Source organism: Marivita sp. S6314, from assembly GCF_023015985.1.
Taxonomy (GTDB): domain Bacteria; phylum Pseudomonadota; class Alphaproteobacteria; order Rhodobacterales; family Rhodobacteraceae; genus Marivita.
On record NZ_JALKAO010000001.1, the window covers coordinates 39,945 to 55,353 of the forward strand.

Annotated in this window: 16 protein-coding genes; 9 read left to right on the forward strand and 7 right to left on the reverse strand. The window is 60.0% G+C overall.

Annotated features, from left to right (window positions below):
* Positions 1–33: 33 nt before the first annotated feature.
* A complete protein-coding gene (locus MWU54_RS00175) occupies positions 34–177 on the reverse strand; it encodes a hypothetical protein (RefSeq protein WP_247080029.1) in 144 nt (47 codons plus the stop codon).
* A 73-nt stretch (positions 178–250) separates the two neighbouring features.
* Positions 251–1,255, reverse strand: coding sequence for a type I glyceraldehyde-3-phosphate dehydrogenase (gene gap, locus MWU54_RS00180; protein WP_247080030.1), 1,005 nt, complete (start codon positions 1,253–1,255; stop codon positions 251–253).
* Between the two features lie 256 nt (positions 1,256–1,511).
* Between gap and MWU54_RS00185 the strand changes: the two genes are divergently transcribed.
* Positions 1,512–2,468, forward strand: a complete 957-nt coding sequence (locus MWU54_RS00185) for a DUF808 domain-containing protein (RefSeq protein ID WP_247080031.1) — start codon at positions 1,512–1,514, stop codon at positions 2,466–2,468.
* Between the two features lie 49 nt (positions 2,469–2,517).
* On the forward strand, positions 2,518–2,832 hold the full coding sequence (locus MWU54_RS00190; protein WP_348647584.1) for an aspartate aminotransferase: 315 nt from the start codon (positions 2,518–2,520) through the stop codon (positions 2,830–2,832).
* Positions 2,833–2,950: 118 nt separating this feature from the next.
* Here the strand turns inward: MWU54_RS00190 and tkt are convergent, their stop codons facing one another.
* Positions 2,951–4,996, reverse strand: a complete 2,046-nt coding sequence (tkt, locus tag MWU54_RS00195; protein ID WP_247080032.1) for a transketolase — start codon at positions 4,994–4,996, stop codon at positions 2,951–2,953.
* Between the two features lie 238 nt (positions 4,997–5,234).
* On the opposite strand from tkt, the gene MWU54_RS00200 reads away from it, so the two are divergent.
* Both MWU54_RS00200 and MWU54_RS00205 read left to right on the forward strand, forming a co-directional pair.
* On the forward strand, positions 5,235–5,798 hold the full coding sequence (locus MWU54_RS00200) for a hypothetical protein (RefSeq protein ID WP_247080033.1): 564 nt from the start codon (positions 5,235–5,237) through the stop codon (positions 5,796–5,798).
* The gene (locus MWU54_RS00205) at positions 5,798–6,190 is read left to right on the forward strand and encodes a cell division protein ZapA (protein ID WP_247080034.1); all 393 of its coding nucleotides are present in this window, start codon (positions 5,798–5,800) and stop codon (positions 6,188–6,190) included. Before MWU54_RS00200 ends, MWU54_RS00205 begins: the two co-directional genes overlap by 1 nt.
* Before the next feature lie 70 nt (positions 6,191–6,260).
* Here MWU54_RS00205 and grxD read toward each other — a convergent pair whose 3' ends face one another.
* The 3 genes from grxD to xth form a co-directional block, all read right to left on the reverse strand.
* Positions 6,261–6,623, reverse strand: a complete 363-nt coding sequence (gene grxD, locus MWU54_RS00210; protein ID WP_247080035.1) for a Grx4 family monothiol glutaredoxin — start codon at positions 6,621–6,623, stop codon at positions 6,261–6,263.
* A gap of 143 nt (positions 6,624–6,766) precedes the next feature.
* Positions 6,767–7,009 (reverse strand): BolA family transcriptional regulator, encoded by a 243-nt coding sequence (locus tag MWU54_RS00215; RefSeq protein ID WP_247080036.1) that lies wholly within the window; start codon positions 7,007–7,009, stop codon positions 6,767–6,769.
* 72 nt (positions 7,010–7,081) lie between these two features.
* Complete coding sequence (gene xth, locus MWU54_RS00220; RefSeq protein ID WP_247080037.1) at positions 7,082–7,864, reverse strand: exodeoxyribonuclease III; 783 nt, start codon at positions 7,862–7,864, stop codon at positions 7,082–7,084.
* Positions 7,865–8,329: 465 nt separating this feature from the next.
* Here xth and MWU54_RS00225 point away from each other — a divergent pair, with 465 nt between their 5' ends.
* A complete protein-coding gene (locus tag MWU54_RS00225) occupies positions 8,330–8,935 on the forward strand; it encodes a DUF6749 family protein (protein WP_247080038.1) in 606 nt (201 codons plus the stop codon).
* Between the two features lie 58 nt (positions 8,936–8,993).
* Entirely contained in the window at positions 8,994–10,067 is a 1,074-nt protein-coding gene (locus MWU54_RS00230) for a hypothetical protein (RefSeq protein ID WP_247080039.1), read from the forward strand.
* A gap of 70 nt (positions 10,068–10,137) precedes the next feature.
* On the opposite strand, the gene MWU54_RS00235 is transcribed toward MWU54_RS00230, so the two are convergent.
* Complete coding sequence (locus MWU54_RS00235) at positions 10,138–10,461, reverse strand: iron-sulfur cluster assembly accessory protein (RefSeq protein ID WP_247080040.1); 324 nt, start codon at positions 10,459–10,461, stop codon at positions 10,138–10,140.
* Positions 10,462–10,543: 82 nt separating this feature from the next.
* Between MWU54_RS00235 and MWU54_RS00240 the strand changes: the two genes are divergently transcribed.
* Genes MWU54_RS00240 through argS form a run of 3 tightly spaced genes read left to right on the forward strand, consistent with a single transcriptional unit; the run spans position 10,544 to position 15,353 of the window.
* Positions 10,544–11,704, forward strand: a complete 1,161-nt coding sequence (locus tag MWU54_RS00240; protein WP_247080041.1) for a deoxyguanosinetriphosphate triphosphohydrolase — start codon at positions 10,544–10,546, stop codon at positions 11,702–11,704.
* A 13-nt stretch (positions 11,705–11,717) separates the two neighbouring features.
* The gene (locus MWU54_RS00245) at positions 11,718–13,547 is read left to right on the forward strand and encodes a sodium:proton antiporter (protein ID WP_247080042.1); all 1,830 of its coding nucleotides are present in this window, start codon (positions 11,718–11,720) and stop codon (positions 13,545–13,547) included.
* A 60-nt stretch (positions 13,548–13,607) separates the two neighbouring features.
* A complete protein-coding gene (argS, locus tag MWU54_RS00250) occupies positions 13,608–15,353 on the forward strand; it encodes an arginine--tRNA ligase (protein WP_247080043.1) in 1,746 nt (581 codons plus the stop codon).
* Positions 15,354–15,409: the final 56 nt, after the last annotated feature.

Below are 15,409 nucleotides of genomic sequence, written 5' to 3' on the forward strand. Positions count from 1 at the left end.
CGTCGAAGCTGTCAAGCGACGACATCAGGCCGTCTATCGCCAGAAGGCAATCCACTCCAAAAGGTCGAGACCTTTGCCTGCTAGAAAAAGAAGTCCGTCGCCGCCGCTCAGGAAGGCGTCAATCGCGATCCCGCCAAGGATCAGAAGTCCCAAACCAATGGCAATCGAATTGGTCATCGCGCCCACGCCCCTGTGCTCTGGCATCCTGGATGCCAGAGGTACTGAGTGGTGTCCCGTTCGTAAAGCGCTGTTAGTGCAACAGGCGACCCATCGCGCCAGCGACATCCGCCATGCGGGCCGAGAAGCCCCATTCGTTGTCGTACCAGGCCAGGACCCGCACCATGCGCTTGCCCACGACCTTGGTCTGGTCCGGCGCAAAGATTGAACTGTGTGTGGTGTGATTGAAGTCAATCGACACCTTGGGTTCGGGGTCATAGGACAAAACCGTGCCCATATGTGTGGCCGCGGCTTCGGCGACGACTTCGTTCACATCTGCCAGGGTGACGTCCTTCTTGGCGTAGAAGGTCAGATCAACCGCAGACACGTTTGGCGTCGGCACGCGCACGGCGGACCCATCCAGCTTGCCCTTCAGGTTCGGCAGCACTTCGCCAAGCGCCTTGGCGGCCCCGGTTGAGGTTGGGATCATCGCCATCGCGGCAGCACGTGCGCGGTAAAGGTCGGCATGGCGACGGTCCAGCGTTGGCTGATCGCCGGTGTAGCTGTGGATCGTGGTCATGATGCCCGACTCGATGCCAATCGCCTCGTCCAGCACTTTTGCCAGAGGTGCCAGGCAGTTGGTGGTGCAGGACCCGTTCGAGATTATCGTATCGCCCGCCACCAGATCGCGGTGGTTGACGCCGTAGACGACGGTTTTCTGAACATTCTTGGCAGGCGCGGAGATCAGAACCGATTTGGCACCACGGTCCATGTGGATACCGGCCTTGGTGCCGTCATTGAACTTGCCGGTGCATTCCAGAACCACGTCACAGCCGGACCAGTCCAGCTCTTCGGGGTTGTAGGTTGAAAACACTTCCATCGGGCCACGGCCCAGATCCATCGTGTTCCCGCTGACCTTGACGTCGCCGGCAAAGCGCCCGTGTACGCTGTCATAGCGCAGCAGGTGGGCATTGGTTTCGATGGGGCCCGTGGCATTGATCTTGACGACCTGCACGTCATTCCGAGAGCTTTCGGCGATATGTGCGAGGGTGCAGCGTCCGATGCGCCCAAATCCGTTAATTCCCAATGTGACCGTCATGAAACCGTCTCCTGCATCTGCGTCTGCCGCGCGTATACGAACCTATGGTTACCAGGGAAAGAAAAAACCTGAATTTTGCCAGCATGTTAGCGTTAAATGTGGCGGACCGTCCCGTGCTTGCGCTAACAATTTCAATGTTTCAGGAAACAGTTTGCGATAACAGCGCGTTTCGTTGACGGTGCCTTGGAATCAGGGCACTGGCAGCCGGGGCCGGGAGGCACTACCTTTTTATGACCAATGCGAGTGGAGAGACAGTATGAGCGGCTTGTTGGCCTTGCTGGATGATGTTGCGGGCATCGCCAAAGTTGCGGCGGCGTCGGTGGATGATATCGGCGCGGCGGCCGCCAAGGCGGGATCGAAAACCGCCGGGGTTCTGATCGACGACGCTGCGGTCACACCGAAATACCTGCAAGGCTTTGAACCGGCACGCGAATTGCCCATCATCTGGCGCATCGCACGTGGGTCGATCATCAATAAAATGGTGTTCCTGCTGCCCGCCGCATTGCTTTTGTCAAGCTTCGCCCCCTGGCTCATTCCACCCTTGTTGATCCTTGGCGGCAGCTACCTGTGTTTCGAGGGCGCCGAGAAAATTGTCCATGTGCTTCAGAAACATGATGACCATTCCGGAGGGCCGGATGGCAGCCATGACGTCAAAGATCCGACCCATCTGGAAGAGGAAAAGGTTAAGGGTGCGATCAAGACAGATTTCATCCTGTCGGCTGAAATCATGACCATCGCGCTGTCGGTGATCGACAGCACCAATATCTGGATGCAGGGCGCCACGCTGGCATTGGTGGGCCTGATGGTGACAGCGGGCGTCTATGGGGCCGTCGCAGTGATCGTGAAGATGGACGATGTCGGGCTGTGGATGTCCAAGGTCGGGCGCACCGGAGTCACGCGGTCGTTGGGGCGGGGCATCGTGCGGTTCATGCCGTGGCTGTTGAAAACGCTGACCGTGGTGGGGACAGCGGCGATGCTCTGGGTTGGGGGCTCCATCATTGTGCATTCCGTCGCACAGATGGGCTGGCACGGCCCCGAGGACGCGATTCACGATCTGGCAGTGGCACTCGGTGGCGGGTCCGGGTTCCTCGAATGGGCGGTCACGGCGTCGGTCGATTTTGTGCTGGGCTTCATCTGGGGGCTGATCCTGATTCCGATTGGGGTCAAGATCGTGACGCCGATCTGGAATGCGGTCACACCGAAGGGCATTTAACGGCGCGTCGTTAATCCGATTTTAACCGCGAGCACGCGAAGGTCAGGGCATGACCCGACCAACGCATCTTGATCCCGATGAATGGCTACGTGCCGTGTTTTCCGCCAAATCCGTAGGGCGGGGTGGGGTGATCCACCGCGCCACGCGGGATGTGGAACGCTTTGCCGGCCGCAAGGCGTTTCTGGCCGAAGTGCGCAAACGGGGTTTCACCCTTGTTGAAAACGGCAGCCAATTCGTGGTGTTCTGCAACCGCGAACCCGTGCGGCTGGTGGTGGAACGTGATCCACCCCGCCTGTCAGATCGCGCCTTGCCGACTTTTCGCCGCTCTGCGGTTGCCAATCAAAACGCGTCAACGCGTTTATAGCACTGCGATGCCGCAGTGCGGATCGCGTTTCCAAACGCGACCCAGCGCGTCACCGCGCTGGCACGATGCAGCGCTGCATCGTGGCGGTTCTTGTCACGGAACCGCCACTGCAATGGGCTCAGGTGCGCGGGTCCGCCTGCCATTTGCCCTCGACCAGATCACGCACTTTCTGCACAACCGCGTCGGGGGTGATGCCGAACTGTTCGTAGAGCGTTTCGGCGGGGGCAGAGGCCCCAAAGCCGTGCATGCCAACGAACCCGGACTTTTCGCGCTTGCCGCGCTCGCCAAAGAGCCACCGGTCCCAGCCGAAGCGCATACCCGCTTCAACCGCCACGCGGACTGGTCCACCCGGCAAGACGCGTTTGCGGTAGCGTTCGTCCTGTTCTTCGAAAAGCTCCCAGCACGGCATGGACACAACCCGCGTACCAATGCCGTCGGCCTGAAGAATGTCGCGCGCCTTCATCGCGATCTCGACCTCAGACCCGGTGGCCATCAGGATCGCCTGACGTTTGCCGTCCGCATCGGCCAGCACATAGGCGCCTTGCGCGACCATATTCTTGGTCTTGTGCTCTGTCCGCACGGTCGGCAAGCCCTGACGGGTCAGGGACAGAACGGAAGGCGTGCTTTTCTGTGTCAGCGCCAGCTCCCAGGCTTCGGCGGTTTCCACCGTATCGGCCGGGCGGAACACCAGCGTGTTCGGGGTCGCACGGCTGATGGCGAGGTGTTCGACCGGCTGGTGGGTGGGGCCATCTTCGCCAAGACCGATGGAATCGTGGGTCATGACAAACACCGTCGGCACTTTCATCAGCGCCGCCAGACGCATGGCCGGACGGGCGTAATCGGTGAAACACATAAACGTGCCGCCATAGGGGCGGATACCGCCATGCAGCGCCATTCCGTTCATCGCCGACGCCATGCCGTGTTCGCGAATGCCCCAATAGACATAGCGCCCATTCCGGCTGTCCACGTCAAACACACCCATATCGCCGGTTTTCGTGTTGTTCGATCCGGTCAGGTCCGCCGACCCGCCGATGGTTTCCGGAAGGATCGGGTTCACAACCTCAAGCACCATTTCGGAACTCTTGCGGGTCGCCACTTTCGGTGCGGTTTCCGCGATCTGCTTTTTCAGCGCCTTGATGGTCGAGGACAGCTTTTTCGGCGCGTCGCCCGCCATGGTGCGCGCGAATTCGGCCTGCTTGGACGCGGACATTTTCTCAAGCCGCGCCTCCCACGCTTCGCGGTCTGAGACACCGCGACGACCGATGTCTTCCCAGGCAGCCTTGGTGTCGCCGGGCACTTCGAACGGACCGGTGGTCCAGCCCCAAAGCGCCTTGGCGGCTGCGTTCTGGTCGCCGTCGGTCAGGGCACCGTGCCCCTTGGACGTGTCCTGTGCGGCATGCCCCAGCGCGATATGGGTTTTGCAGGCGATCATCGACGGGCGGTCGTCTTTCTTGGCCGCCGTGATGGCCGCGTCGATTTCGGCGGGATTGTGCCCGTCGATTTCCTGTACGTGCCAGCCGGCGGCCTCGAACCGTGCCACCTGATCGGTGCGGTCGGACAGGTCCACGGTGCCGTCGATGGTGATGTTGTTATTGTCCCAGAACACAACCAGTTTGGACAGCTGCTGGCGTCCGGCGATGCCGATGGCCTCGTGGCTCACACCTTCCATCAGGCACCCGTCACCGGCGATGACATAGGTGTAGTGATCCACAAGTTTGGGTCCGAACCGCGCGCGCAGCGCTTCCTCGGCCATCGCGAAGCCGACGGAATTGGCAATCCCCTGACCCAGCGGGCCGGTGGTTGTCTCGATCGCCTGCGCGAGGAAGTTCTCCGGGTGGCCTGCGGTTTTCGCGCCCCACTGGCGGAAGTTCTTGACCTGGTCGAGCGTGATTTCCGGATCGCCACACAGGTAAAGCAGGGAATAGAGCAGCATCGACCCGTGCCCTGCGGACAGGATAAAGCGGTCGCGGTCGTGCCAATCGGGGCGTGACGCGTCGAACTTCAGGTGCTTTTCATAAAGCACGGTGGCAACGTCCGCCATGCCGATTGGCATTCCGGAATGGCCGGAATTCGCCGCAGCGACGGCATCCAGCGTCAATGCGCGGATGGCAGCGGCTTTGCTCCAATGGTCAGGGTTCTGGGCTTTCAGAGTCTCGATATCCACGGGCCGTTTCGTCCTTATCATCAAGGTAAGAGGGGTCTGTTAGCGCGCTCCATATCAGTGTTGGGCCAGAGATCAAGCGGCACACCTGTGCCGGTTGCGTATAGGGGGGCGCAATTTCGGTCTTAGATTGTTAAACTTTCACATTAAGAGGACCGAGCGATTCGTTTCGGGAGCACGGAAAAATGTGTCTGACATCGCAGGATGCGGGCCAGGCGAACAACACACAGGGATCAGGCAAATGACCCAAATTGACGAGCTTCAACATCGCATCACTGCGGCTTTGGACCGCGTGGCACTGGGTGTCGCGAAAATTGACGCACGCGCAGCAGACGTGCCGGACACCCCGTCCGGACCCGAGATTGACCCCGACGAGGTTGCGCGGCTGAAAGAGGCGTTGGACGAAGAGAAACTGGCCAATGCCCAGTTGGAAGAGCGGGTGCGTAAGTTGCACGAAACCCACCGGGCCGAACTGGAAGAGGCCCGCGCCGCCGCAACAGCCGCGGCCGTCGCAGCCGCTGAACCGGCGCCTGCTGCGCCAAGCGTGGATGTCGAAGCGCTGGATCTGGACATACAGCGCCTGCGCCATGCCAACGAAATGCTGCGCACCACCAACGAGGAATTGCGCAGCGCATTGGCCGAGAACGTGGGAGAGCCGCATCTGATCAACAAGGCCATGCTGGCCGAGTTGGAAGGGTTGCGCGCCGCGCGGGCGGTGGAAGCCGCCGAAACCAAAGCGGTGCTGGCGTCATTGACGCCGTTGCTGGAAGCCGCAGCCGATGCCGATGCACAGGAGGCGAACTGATGCCCGAAGTTGAAATCTCGATCGGGGGCCGCAGCTTTGACGTGGCGTGCCAGGAAGGCGAAGAACAGTACCTGCGCTCTGCAGCCAAGATGCTGGACACCGAAGCACAGGTTCTGGCGCAGCAGGTGGGCCGTATCCCCGAAGCGCGGATGCTGCTGATGGCGGGGCTGATGCTGGCCGACAAAACGGCTGGTCTGGAAGACAAGCTGCGCGAGATGGAAGACCGCGCTGCCGGATATGCCTCGGAATTGCGCGCGCTGAAAGATGCGCCGCCGCCCGAACCCGAACGGATCGAGGTGCCCGTGGTGCCTACCGAAGTGACGGAAACCCTGCAAGAGGTGGCCGCGAGGGCCGAAGCCCTGGCGCGCGATATCGAAGAAAAGGCCGGGTAGGGGCACTGCCAGCCCGAGACGCAAAACGGCGCCCGCGAGGCGCCGTTTTCATTGGGTCTTTGCGTGGATGTTACGCGTTGGCTTCGCGGATCTTGTTTGCCGCGTCCTTGTCAAAGGCAACGCCGTTTTCTTCCAGCAGCGCGTCCAGTTCGCCCGACAATGTCATCTCGATGATGATATCGCAGCCGCCGACAAATTCGCTTTTGACATAAAGCTGCGGGATGGTGGGCCAGTCGGAATAGTCCTTGATCCCCTGGCGGATGTTTTCATCGGCCAGCACGTTCACGTCCTCGAACTCGACGCCCATGTAGTTCAGCACCCCGGCCACTTTGCTTGAAAAGCCACATTGCGGCATGGTTTTGGTGCCTTTCATGTACAGCACCACGTCGTTTGATTTGACGGTTTCGTCAATGATTTGTTTCGCGTCAGTCATTGTCTTGCTCCATGCGTTCGCGGCGTTTCCGATCGCGCCGAATATACGGCATCGTTGCGCCGTACGTAATGAGGCCGACCAGCGCAAGCGCGCCAAGGACCGGCCAGGTGTTGTTAAGGAAAGTCAGAATCCAGTCCAAACGATTAGTCCGGCGCCCGCGTGGTCAGCGCAAGGGCATGCAGTTCGCCTTGCGAACCATCCATCTTGCCCTTCAGCGCCGCATAAACCGCGCGCTGTTGCTGAACCCGGTTCTTGCCCTTGAAGCTGTCGTCGATCACTTCGGCGGCGTAGTGATTTCCATCTCCCGCCAGATCGGTGATCGTGATTTTTGCATTTGGAAATTCGGCCCGGATCAGGTCTTCGATTTCCTGCGCTTGCATGGCCATGTGGCAGCACTCCGTCATGTGATCGTGAAAGATGTATGTTGCAGAAACGTTATGCGCAAGGCGGCGACCAAATCAGGCGTCCAGTGCCACCCAAACGGGGACGTGGTCGGACGGTTTTTCGCGGCCACGCACGGCCGATTCAATCCAGCAATCGCTTAGCAAATCGGCGCAGGCCGGGGTCAGCAGGAAATGATCGATGCGGATGCCGTCATTCCGGTCCCACGCGCCCGCCTGATAATCCCAGAACGAATAATGCCCGCCACCATGGGTGCGGGCGCGGAACGCTTCGGTAAAGCCAAGGTTCAGGATTTCGCGGAACGCCTGCCGCGTTTCGGGGCGAAACAGCGCATCCTCGACCCAGCGTTCAGGCTTTTTCGCATCCTCGGCTTGCGGGATCACGTTATAATCGCCTGCCATCAGCGCGGGCATTTCATCATTCAGCAAATCCTGCGCGCGCGCCTTGAGCCGTTTCATCCAGGCCAGCTTGTAATCGTATTTGGGGCCCGGTGCCGGGTTTCCGTTGGGAAGATACAGGCCACAAAGCCGCACGGCGGTGGTGTCGCCGATCACGGTCGCCTCGATCCAGCGCGCCTGTTCGTCGCTGTCATCACCGGGCAGGCCCCGTGTCACATCCTCCAGCGGCAGCTTCGACAGAATGGCGACGCCGTTGAAGCCTTTCTGGCCATGCGTCTCGACCCGGTAGCCCAGGTCTTCCAGCGCCTCGCGGGGGAATGCCTCATCAACCGACTTGATCTCCTGCAACAGCGCAACGTCAGGCGCGCTTTCGCGTAGCCAGTCGGTCAGCGCAGGCAGGCGCGCCTTGATGCCGTTGATGTTAAACGTGGCGATTTTCATGTCGCACCTCCCCGGATTGCCCCTCTATCCCAAGTTGGGGCAAGGCGTACAAGCCGAGAATCTGTCGAATCGACACACGCGATTCTGTCGATTTGCAGTCTCTTCGACGCTGTTCCAACCGCGGTGCTGCCCCGGATCTGACAGCTTTCGGATAGGCCGAAAAGTTATCCCCAGATTTTTGCGCTCTGTGGATAACTGAAACTCCCTCACATCAAGAACAACCTATGAGTGTATCTTGATGTGGATAACTTCCCGTAATGCAATTTAAACGGGATTTACTCTTCTCACATTCAATTTTTGCGTGTCAGCCTGAGGGCATCAACTCAGCAACAGGAGGTCCAAATGACCGCACTTCGTAAAATCGAAATTACTGAAAATTCCGTTGACGCACAGCAGGATACGGGCGTTTCCCGCAGCCTTCATGGCGGTGATGCAACAGCTCTGTTCACATCCGGCTCTGCACCCATGGCGTCAGCCGACGCGCTCTTGGGGGACGCCGTCGAAATGTTCACCTCCGGGTCCGCGCCACTGACCAGCTCAACAGCGCTGACCGGCGACGCAACAGGCCTGTTCACCTCCGGCTCCGCCCCACAAAGCACATCCGCAAGCACCGGTGATGCGGTCGAGCTCTTCACGTCCGGCTCGGCACCGACAACGTCCGACGCTCGCACAGGTGACGCGGTTGAAGCGTTCACATCCGGTTCCGCGCCAACCACGTCCGACGCCCGTACAGGTGATGCAGTTGAGGCGTTCACATCCGGCTCTGCGCCAACCACATCAGACGCCCGCACAGGCGATGCGGTAGAGGCGTTTACGTCCGGCTCAGCTCCGACCACGTCCGATGCCCGTACAGGTGATGCGGTTGAGGCGTTCACGTCCGGCTCTGCACCAACCACATCTGATGCCCGTACAGGTGATGCGGTCGAAGCGTTCACATCCGGCTCTGCTCCGCTGACAAGCGATGCGACAACCGGCGATGCGGTTGAGGCGTTCACCTCGGGGTCCAGCCCAACCACGGCCGAGCGGACCAGCGACGGCGAAGGTTGCGCGCTTTTCACCTCTGGGTCCTGACCCCTGATTTGACCCGGGGCGGGCGGTTGTCCTGTCCCTTCCAAAGGAGATATGGATCATGACAAATGTCATCGAATTTACACCCCCGTCCCGGATCAATCCTCAGGAAGCGCGTCTCGGCGCGCTTCTGAGCTGCTTTGCCGAACACCGCCGGTTTGGTGATGACGTGTTCTGGCTCAAGGAAAACGCGGAAATCCTGAACATTCTGGAAAGCACCGGAACCGGACCGGGCGAAGCCGCGCTTGCGCCTTACGCCGCGTTCTACGAAAGCCTCGAAAAACGCATGCGGTTTTTCCCGCAATATTATCGTTTTTTCCTGTCCATCGCGCTGGACCTCGAAGATCTCGGCATGACGGGCAACCGCGCGGAATCGCTGGTGGCCTGGGCCGATGCGCAGGATTTGCCACAAGCGGAACTGTCCGATCTGCAGCGCCTTGAAGCGGTTCGCCTGATGGCCCGCCGCGGTATTCGTTCCAATGGCGATGTCCCGGCGCTGGAAGACCGCGCGAGGGCCTTCATGGCACGTTCGGACACCTTTGCCTTGCCCAACAAGAAAGCCGCGTACGAGCTGACCCATATCGTGTTCTACCTGAGCGAATATGGTCGGAAGGACCCGCATTTGGACGCCGCTGCCAAGCGCAGTCTGCATTTCGCGGGTCTGCTGGCCTTTATCGAACAAAACGCCGACCTGCTGTCAGAGATTTGCATCGCCATGCATTTCGCAGGGGAGACCCCGCCGGATCTTTGGACAGACTGGCTGCAACGCGAAACAGCGTTGTTTACCGTGCAGGACGGACCCGATGTCAGCGTGCAGGACGATTACCACGAATTCCTTGTCTGCAACTGGCACCAATCCGTTGTTGGCGATGCGGCCTTTGCCAAGGGTTTTGTCTATGACCGCATGCGGTTCGATCACAGCCAATGGCGCGCCGCGCCGATGCGCGAAATGTCCGAAGCGATGTTCAATCTTGATGACGCGCGCAGCGGCGATTGGGGATCAATGCGCCTGCACATGGAAGACGCGCTGTCGCCAGAAGCGATGACCGTGCTGTCCCAGGCCGAAACCTCATCCGCCCATTTCGAAGCGTTTTTCCACGGGTTTGCGCGCGCCGATGCTGGCACGGTCCATTAGACCCTCTCTGTTTCGAAAATACCTCGGGGGAGTCCCGGATCCCATCCGGGACGGGGGCAGCGCCCCCAGTCTACATCGAAAAACTTGTGCCGCATCCGCAAGAGGATGTGGCATTCGGATTTTCGATCACAAACCGCGCGCCGATCAGTTCTTCGGAAAAATCAATCACGGCATTGGACAGGAACGGTAGAGACACCGAATCCACGACCACGCGTTCGCCCTGACCCTCAAGCACCAGATCATCCTCGGCAGGGTCGTCCAGCTTGATTTCGTATTGAAAGCCTGAACATCCCCCGCCTTCCACGGCAATGCGCAAGGCTTTGCCTTCGGCGCTGGCCCCGATTTCGGAAAGCCGCTCGAATGCGCGGGTGGTCACGGTGGGAGGAAGCTGCATATCGCCCTCGGATTGCTTTAAATTCTGCGTTGCCCCGAATATAAGGGCTGTTGGGACAGGCGACAAGAACAGGCGGGCGGCGATGACGGCGCAATTTGCGTGCGATCCGGCAGGATCACGCGGCAGGCTCTATCCGGAAGAGGAAAGTGAATTCCGATCCTGCTTTCAGCGGGACCGGGATCGTATCATCCATGCCTCGGCCTTTCGTCGGCTGAAACACAAGACGCAGGTCTTCATTGAACATGAGGGCGATTACTTCCGCACCCGTCTCACGCATTCTATTGAGGTGGGGCAGGTGGCCCGCACGATCTCCAAAACGTTGGGTCTGGACCTGGAACTGACCGAGGCCGTCGCGCTGGCGCATGATCTGGGGCACACGCCGTTCGGCCATACCGGCGAAGATGCGCTGGATCGTCTGATGCGCCCCTATGGCGGGTTTGATCACAACGCGCAGGCGATCCGGATTGTGACCTCTCTGGAACGGCACTACGCAGATTTCGATGGGTTGAACCTCACCTGGGAAACCCTTGAAGGCATTGCCAAACATAACGGTCCGGTGGGCAAACCGGTGCCTTTGGCGCTGGCGGATTACAACAAGGTTCACGATCTGGAACTGCACACCCATGCCAGCGCCGAAGCGCAGGTGGCGGCCCTGTCAGATGACATTGCCTACAACCACCACGACCTGCATGATGGTCTGCGGGCCGAGTTGTTTTCAACTGATGAGCTGGCCGAGCTTCCCATCGTAAGTGATTGTTTTGCCGAGGTGGATCGCACTTATCCTGGCCTGAACTATTACCGCCGCCGCCACGAGGCACTGCGCCGGTTCTTTGGCCTTCTGGTGTCTGATGTGATCACCGTCACCAAGCGCAATTTGCGCGATCTGGGCCCGCAAACGCCAACCGATATCCGTCACGCTGGCAAGATGATGGTGCAGTTTTCCCCCGGTCTTTGGGCCGATCTGAAGGTGATCCGTGAATTTCTGTTCCACCGGATGTACCGCGCGCCGGATGTTGTTCTGATGCGCAAACAGGTGACGGATGTCATCGACACTTTGTTCCCGCTTTTCATGTCGGATCCGTCCCTTTTGCCCAAGCAATGGCGCAAGGACGTCGCGGAAGTTTCATCGGACACGGAACTTGCACGCATCGTCGCGGATTATATTGCCGGGATGACCGACAGGTTCGCCCTCCAGGAACACGCGCGCCTGACCGGCGCGGATGTCATGGCCGACAGGTCTTAAGAAAGGACAACGGATGGCGACACCAGCAGAGGGGGGACTGACCCCGGTCACCGCAATTGCCTTGATCGGCGCTTTGGGCGTCGGCGCGCAATGGTTGGCGTGGCGCCTGAACCTTCCGGCCATCGTGCTTATGCTGGCCGCAGGCCTTCTGGTGGGGCCGGTCTTGGGGATTCTTGATCCCTCTGTGGCTCTGGGCGATTTGCTGCAACCCATTGTGGCCATCGCCGTTGCCATCATCCTGTTCGAAGGCGGGCTGACGCTGAATTTCAAATCGCTGACGGATGCGGCCACCGGGGTCAAACGGCTGGTCATTGTTGGTGCGCCTGTGGGCTGGGTCCTGTCTGCGTCGGTTCTTCACTATGTCGGCGGGCTGAGCTGGGCCACATCGGCGGTGTTTGGCGGCATTATGATTGTGACCGGGCCGACGGTTATTGCGCCATTGCTGCGTCAGGCGCGGCTAAGACGGCGTCCGGCGGCGTTGCTGCAATGGGAAGCCATCGTCAACGATCCGGTGGGCGCGCTGGCGGCTGTGCTGGCGTTCGAGGTGGTGTTGGTCTGGAGTGCCGCGGCCTCGGCGCAAGAGGCCATCACATCCTTGATCGTCGGCATTGCCATTGCCACGGCCGTCGGGATCGCGTCCGGGCTTGGCCTGTCCCGCGCGTTTCAGCAGGCCTGGGTGCCGGAATACATGAAAGTGCCGGTGTTGTTTGTGGTGGTGCTGTGCACCTTTGCCGCAACGGATTCGGTCCTGCACGAAAGCGGATTGCTTGCTGTGACCATCATGGGGGTGCTGATCGCCAACGCACATCTGCCCAGCCACGCCGAATTGCACCGTTTCAAGGAACACGCGACCATTCTTCTTGTGTCAGGCGTATTCATCCTGCTGGCCGCGAACATGTCCCAGGACACGCTGCGCGCGATGAACTGGCAGACCTTGGCCACCGTTGCCGCCGTGATCCTGTTTGCCCGCCCGGTGACGGTGCTGGTTGCGCTGGCCTTTTCCAACGTGCCTTGGGCAGAGCGCCTGTTGGTCGCCTTCACCGGTCCGCGCGGGGTTGTGCTGGTTGCGGTGGCGGGGCTGTTTGGTGACCGTCTTGTGCAGGCCGGGATCGAAGACGCCGCCGGTGTGTCGGCGCTGGCCTTTGCGCTAGTGGCGGGAACCGTTGTGTTGCACGGGTTTTCGCTCAAACCGCTGGCCAAGGCGTTGGGTTTGACCGCATCGACCACGCCGGGTGTCCTAATTGTCGGGGGCAACAAGTGGTCGGTTGAATTGGGAAAAATCCTGACGCTTCAGGATATCCCTGTCATGGTGTCTGATCCGAACCGAAGCCACCTGCGCGACGCGCGCGAGGCCGGGTTGCGCATCTATTCGGGGGATATCCTGTCCGAAGCCGCCGAGCATTGGCTGGACTTGATGGCTTACGAAAAGGTCATCGCCGCAACCGACAATGACGCTTATAACACGCTGGTCGCCACCGATCTTGCACCGGAATTTGGCCGGGAAAACGTCTACCAACTGAACCGGGAAACCTCGGACAGTGCGCGCTACGCGCTGCCGCCAAAGCTGGGCGGGCGCAAGATTGGCGCAAACGAGACCTACCGTCAGCTCCAGCATCGCATGTGGGATGGGTGGGAATTCCGCGCCACAACCCTGTCTGATGAATTTTCGATGCAGGACTGGCGCGACACCAATCCCGACGGTGTTCTGTTTGCCGAAATTGGCCCGAAGGGGGCGCTGCGCATCCTGAATGCCGACGCCGAGGTCAAGGATCAGCCGGGAACGCGCCTGATCTCGATGGTGCCCATGAAAGAGCATCGCGCAAAAGCGGAGGGACAGGCGTAAGCGCCATTTGACGCCGCGCCCTCAGGTGGTAGAGGACGCCCAAGACAAAGGACGTGTGACATGAACCTCTTTTCCGACATTCGGACGCTTGTAATTGACAGCCTGACAGCGATGGTCGCCGAAGGTGCGCTGCCTGAAGGTTTGGCCTTTGACAATGTCACGGTGGAACCGCCGCGCGACCCTCTGCATGGCGACATGGCCACCAATGCCGCGATGGTGCTGGCCAAACCCGCGCGTCAGAAACCGCGCGATATTGCCGAGGCATTGGCCGCCAAACTTGCAGATGATCCGCGCGTCTCCTCGGCCGAGGTGGCCGGACCGGGATTCCTGAACCTGCGGCTTGATCCGTCTGTCTGGCAATCGCTGCCCAAGGCGATCCTGTCGGCGGGGAAGACCTATGGCACATCTACCGTTGGGCAGGGGAAAAAGGTCAACGTGGAATACGTGTCGGCCAACCCGACCGGCCCGCTGCATGTGGGCCACACGCGGGGCGCGGTGTTTGGTGATGCGCTGGCCTCCTTGCTGGATTACGCGGGCTATGACGTTACGCGGGAATATTACATCAACGACGGCGGCGCGCAGGTCGATGTGCTCGCCAGGTCGGTCTACCTGCGGTATCTTGAGGCGCACGGACAAGAGGTTGCGTTTGAGGACGGCACCTATCCCGGCGATTACCTGATCGAGGTCGGTCAGGCGCTCAAGGACAAGGTGGGCGGCGCCTATGTCGGACAAAGCGAAGATGTCTGGCTCGAAGAGATCCGCAACTTTGCCACTGAAGCGATGATGGATCTGATCCGCACCGATCTGGCCCAGCTTGGTGTGAAGATGGACAAGTTCTTCAGCGAAAAATCCCTTTACGGCACGGGCCTGATCGAATCCGCGATCAAGGATCTTGATGATAAAGGCCTGATCTATCGCGGTGTGCTGGAACCCCCCAAGGGCAAAAAGCCCGAGGATTGGGAACCGCGCGAACAGACACTGTTCAAATCAACCGAACATGGCGACGACGTGGATCGCCCGATCCAGAAATCGGATGGCGCCTGGACATATTTCGCCCCCGACATCGCCTATCACTATGACAAGGTGCAGCGCGGGTATGACCTGCTGATCGACATTTTCGGGGCGGATCACGGTGGCTATGTCAAACGGATGAAAGCGGCCGTCAGTGCCTTGTCCGGTGGCAAGACGCATTTGGACATCAAGCTGACCCAGCTTGTGAAGCTGTTCAAAAACGGTGAGCCGTTCAAGATGTCCAAGCGGGCAGGGACGTTTGTGACCCTGCGCGACGTGGTCGAACAGGTTGGCCCGGATGTGACGCGGTTTGTCATGCTCACCCGCAAGAACGATGCACCGCTGGATTTCGATTTCGACAAGGTGCTGGAACAGTCCAAGGACAACCCGGTCTTCTATGTGCAATACGCCAACGCGCGTGTGCATTCGGTGCTGCGCAAGGCCCGCGATGCCGGGATTGCCGTCGATGACGCGGCCCTTGCGAACACCGACCTGTCTCAAATGACCCATGACAGCGAACTCGCCGTTGCCCGTAAACTGGCGGAATGGCCGCGCCTGGTGGAAATCGCCGCGCGCACAAATGAACCGCACCGAGTGGCCTTTTACCTTTATGAACTGGCGTCCGATCTGCATGCGCTGTGGAACAAGGGCAACGATGTGCCTGACCTGCGCTTTTTGCAGGAAGGCAACACCGAGGCGACACAGGCGAAAATCGCCCTCGCGCGGGCCGTGTCGGTTGTTATTTCCTCTGGTCTTGGTATCTTGGGTGTGACGCCAGTCGAAGAAATGCGCTGACAAAAGCGCCATGGCTGGCCGAGGCAAAGGCAAGAAACACCGGTGGCGTTGACCGC

Excerpts from the sequence above, each read along its gene's own strand:
- MWU54_RS00235 (WP_247080040.1), bottom strand. The coding sequence starts at position 10,461 with ATGCAGCTTCCTCCCACCGTGACCACCCGCGCATTCGAGCGGCTTTCC.
- MWU54_RS00215 (WP_247080036.1), bottom strand. The coding sequence starts at position 7,009 with ATGGCCATGCAAGCGCAGGAAATCGAAGACCTGATCCGGGCCGAATTT.
- MWU54_RS00205 (WP_247080034.1), top strand. The coding sequence starts at position 5,798 with ATGCCCGAAGTTGAAATCTCGATCGGGGGCCGCAGCTTTGACGTGGCG.
- MWU54_RS00185 (WP_247080031.1), top strand. The coding sequence starts at position 1,512 with ATGAGCGGCTTGTTGGCCTTGCTGGATGATGTTGCGGGCATCGCCAAA.
- MWU54_RS00175 (WP_247080029.1), bottom strand. The coding sequence starts at position 177 with ATGACCAATTCGATTGCCATTGGTTTGGGACTTCTGATCCTTGGCGGG.
- MWU54_RS00240 (WP_247080041.1), top strand. The coding sequence starts at position 10,544 with ATGACGGCGCAATTTGCGTGCGATCCGGCAGGATCACGCGGCAGGCTC.
- xth (WP_247080037.1), bottom strand. The coding sequence starts at position 7,864 with ATGAAAATCGCCACGTTTAACATCAACGGCATCAAGGCGCGCCTGCCT.
- grxD (WP_247080035.1), bottom strand. The coding sequence starts at position 6,623 with ATGACTGACGCGAAACAAATCATTGACGAAACCGTCAAATCAAACGAC.
- MWU54_RS00245 (WP_247080042.1), top strand. The coding sequence starts at position 11,718 with ATGGCGACACCAGCAGAGGGGGGACTGACCCCGGTCACCGCAATTGCC.
- MWU54_RS00230 (WP_247080039.1), top strand. The coding sequence starts at position 8,994 with ATGACAAATGTCATCGAATTTACACCCCCGTCCCGGATCAATCCTCAG.
- MWU54_RS00200 (WP_247080033.1), top strand. The coding sequence starts at position 5,235 with ATGACCCAAATTGACGAGCTTCAACATCGCATCACTGCGGCTTTGGAC.
- MWU54_RS00190 (WP_348647584.1), top strand. The coding sequence starts at position 2,518 with ATGACCCGACCAACGCATCTTGATCCCGATGAATGGCTACGTGCCGTG.
- gap (WP_247080030.1), bottom strand. The coding sequence starts at position 1,255 with ATGACGGTCACATTGGGAATTAACGGATTTGGGCGCATCGGACGCTGC.
- argS (WP_247080043.1), top strand. The coding sequence starts at position 13,608 with ATGAACCTCTTTTCCGACATTCGGACGCTTGTAATTGACAGCCTGACA.
- MWU54_RS00225 (WP_247080038.1), top strand. The coding sequence starts at position 8,330 with ATGGCGTCAGCCGACGCGCTCTTGGGGGACGCCGTCGAAATGTTCACC.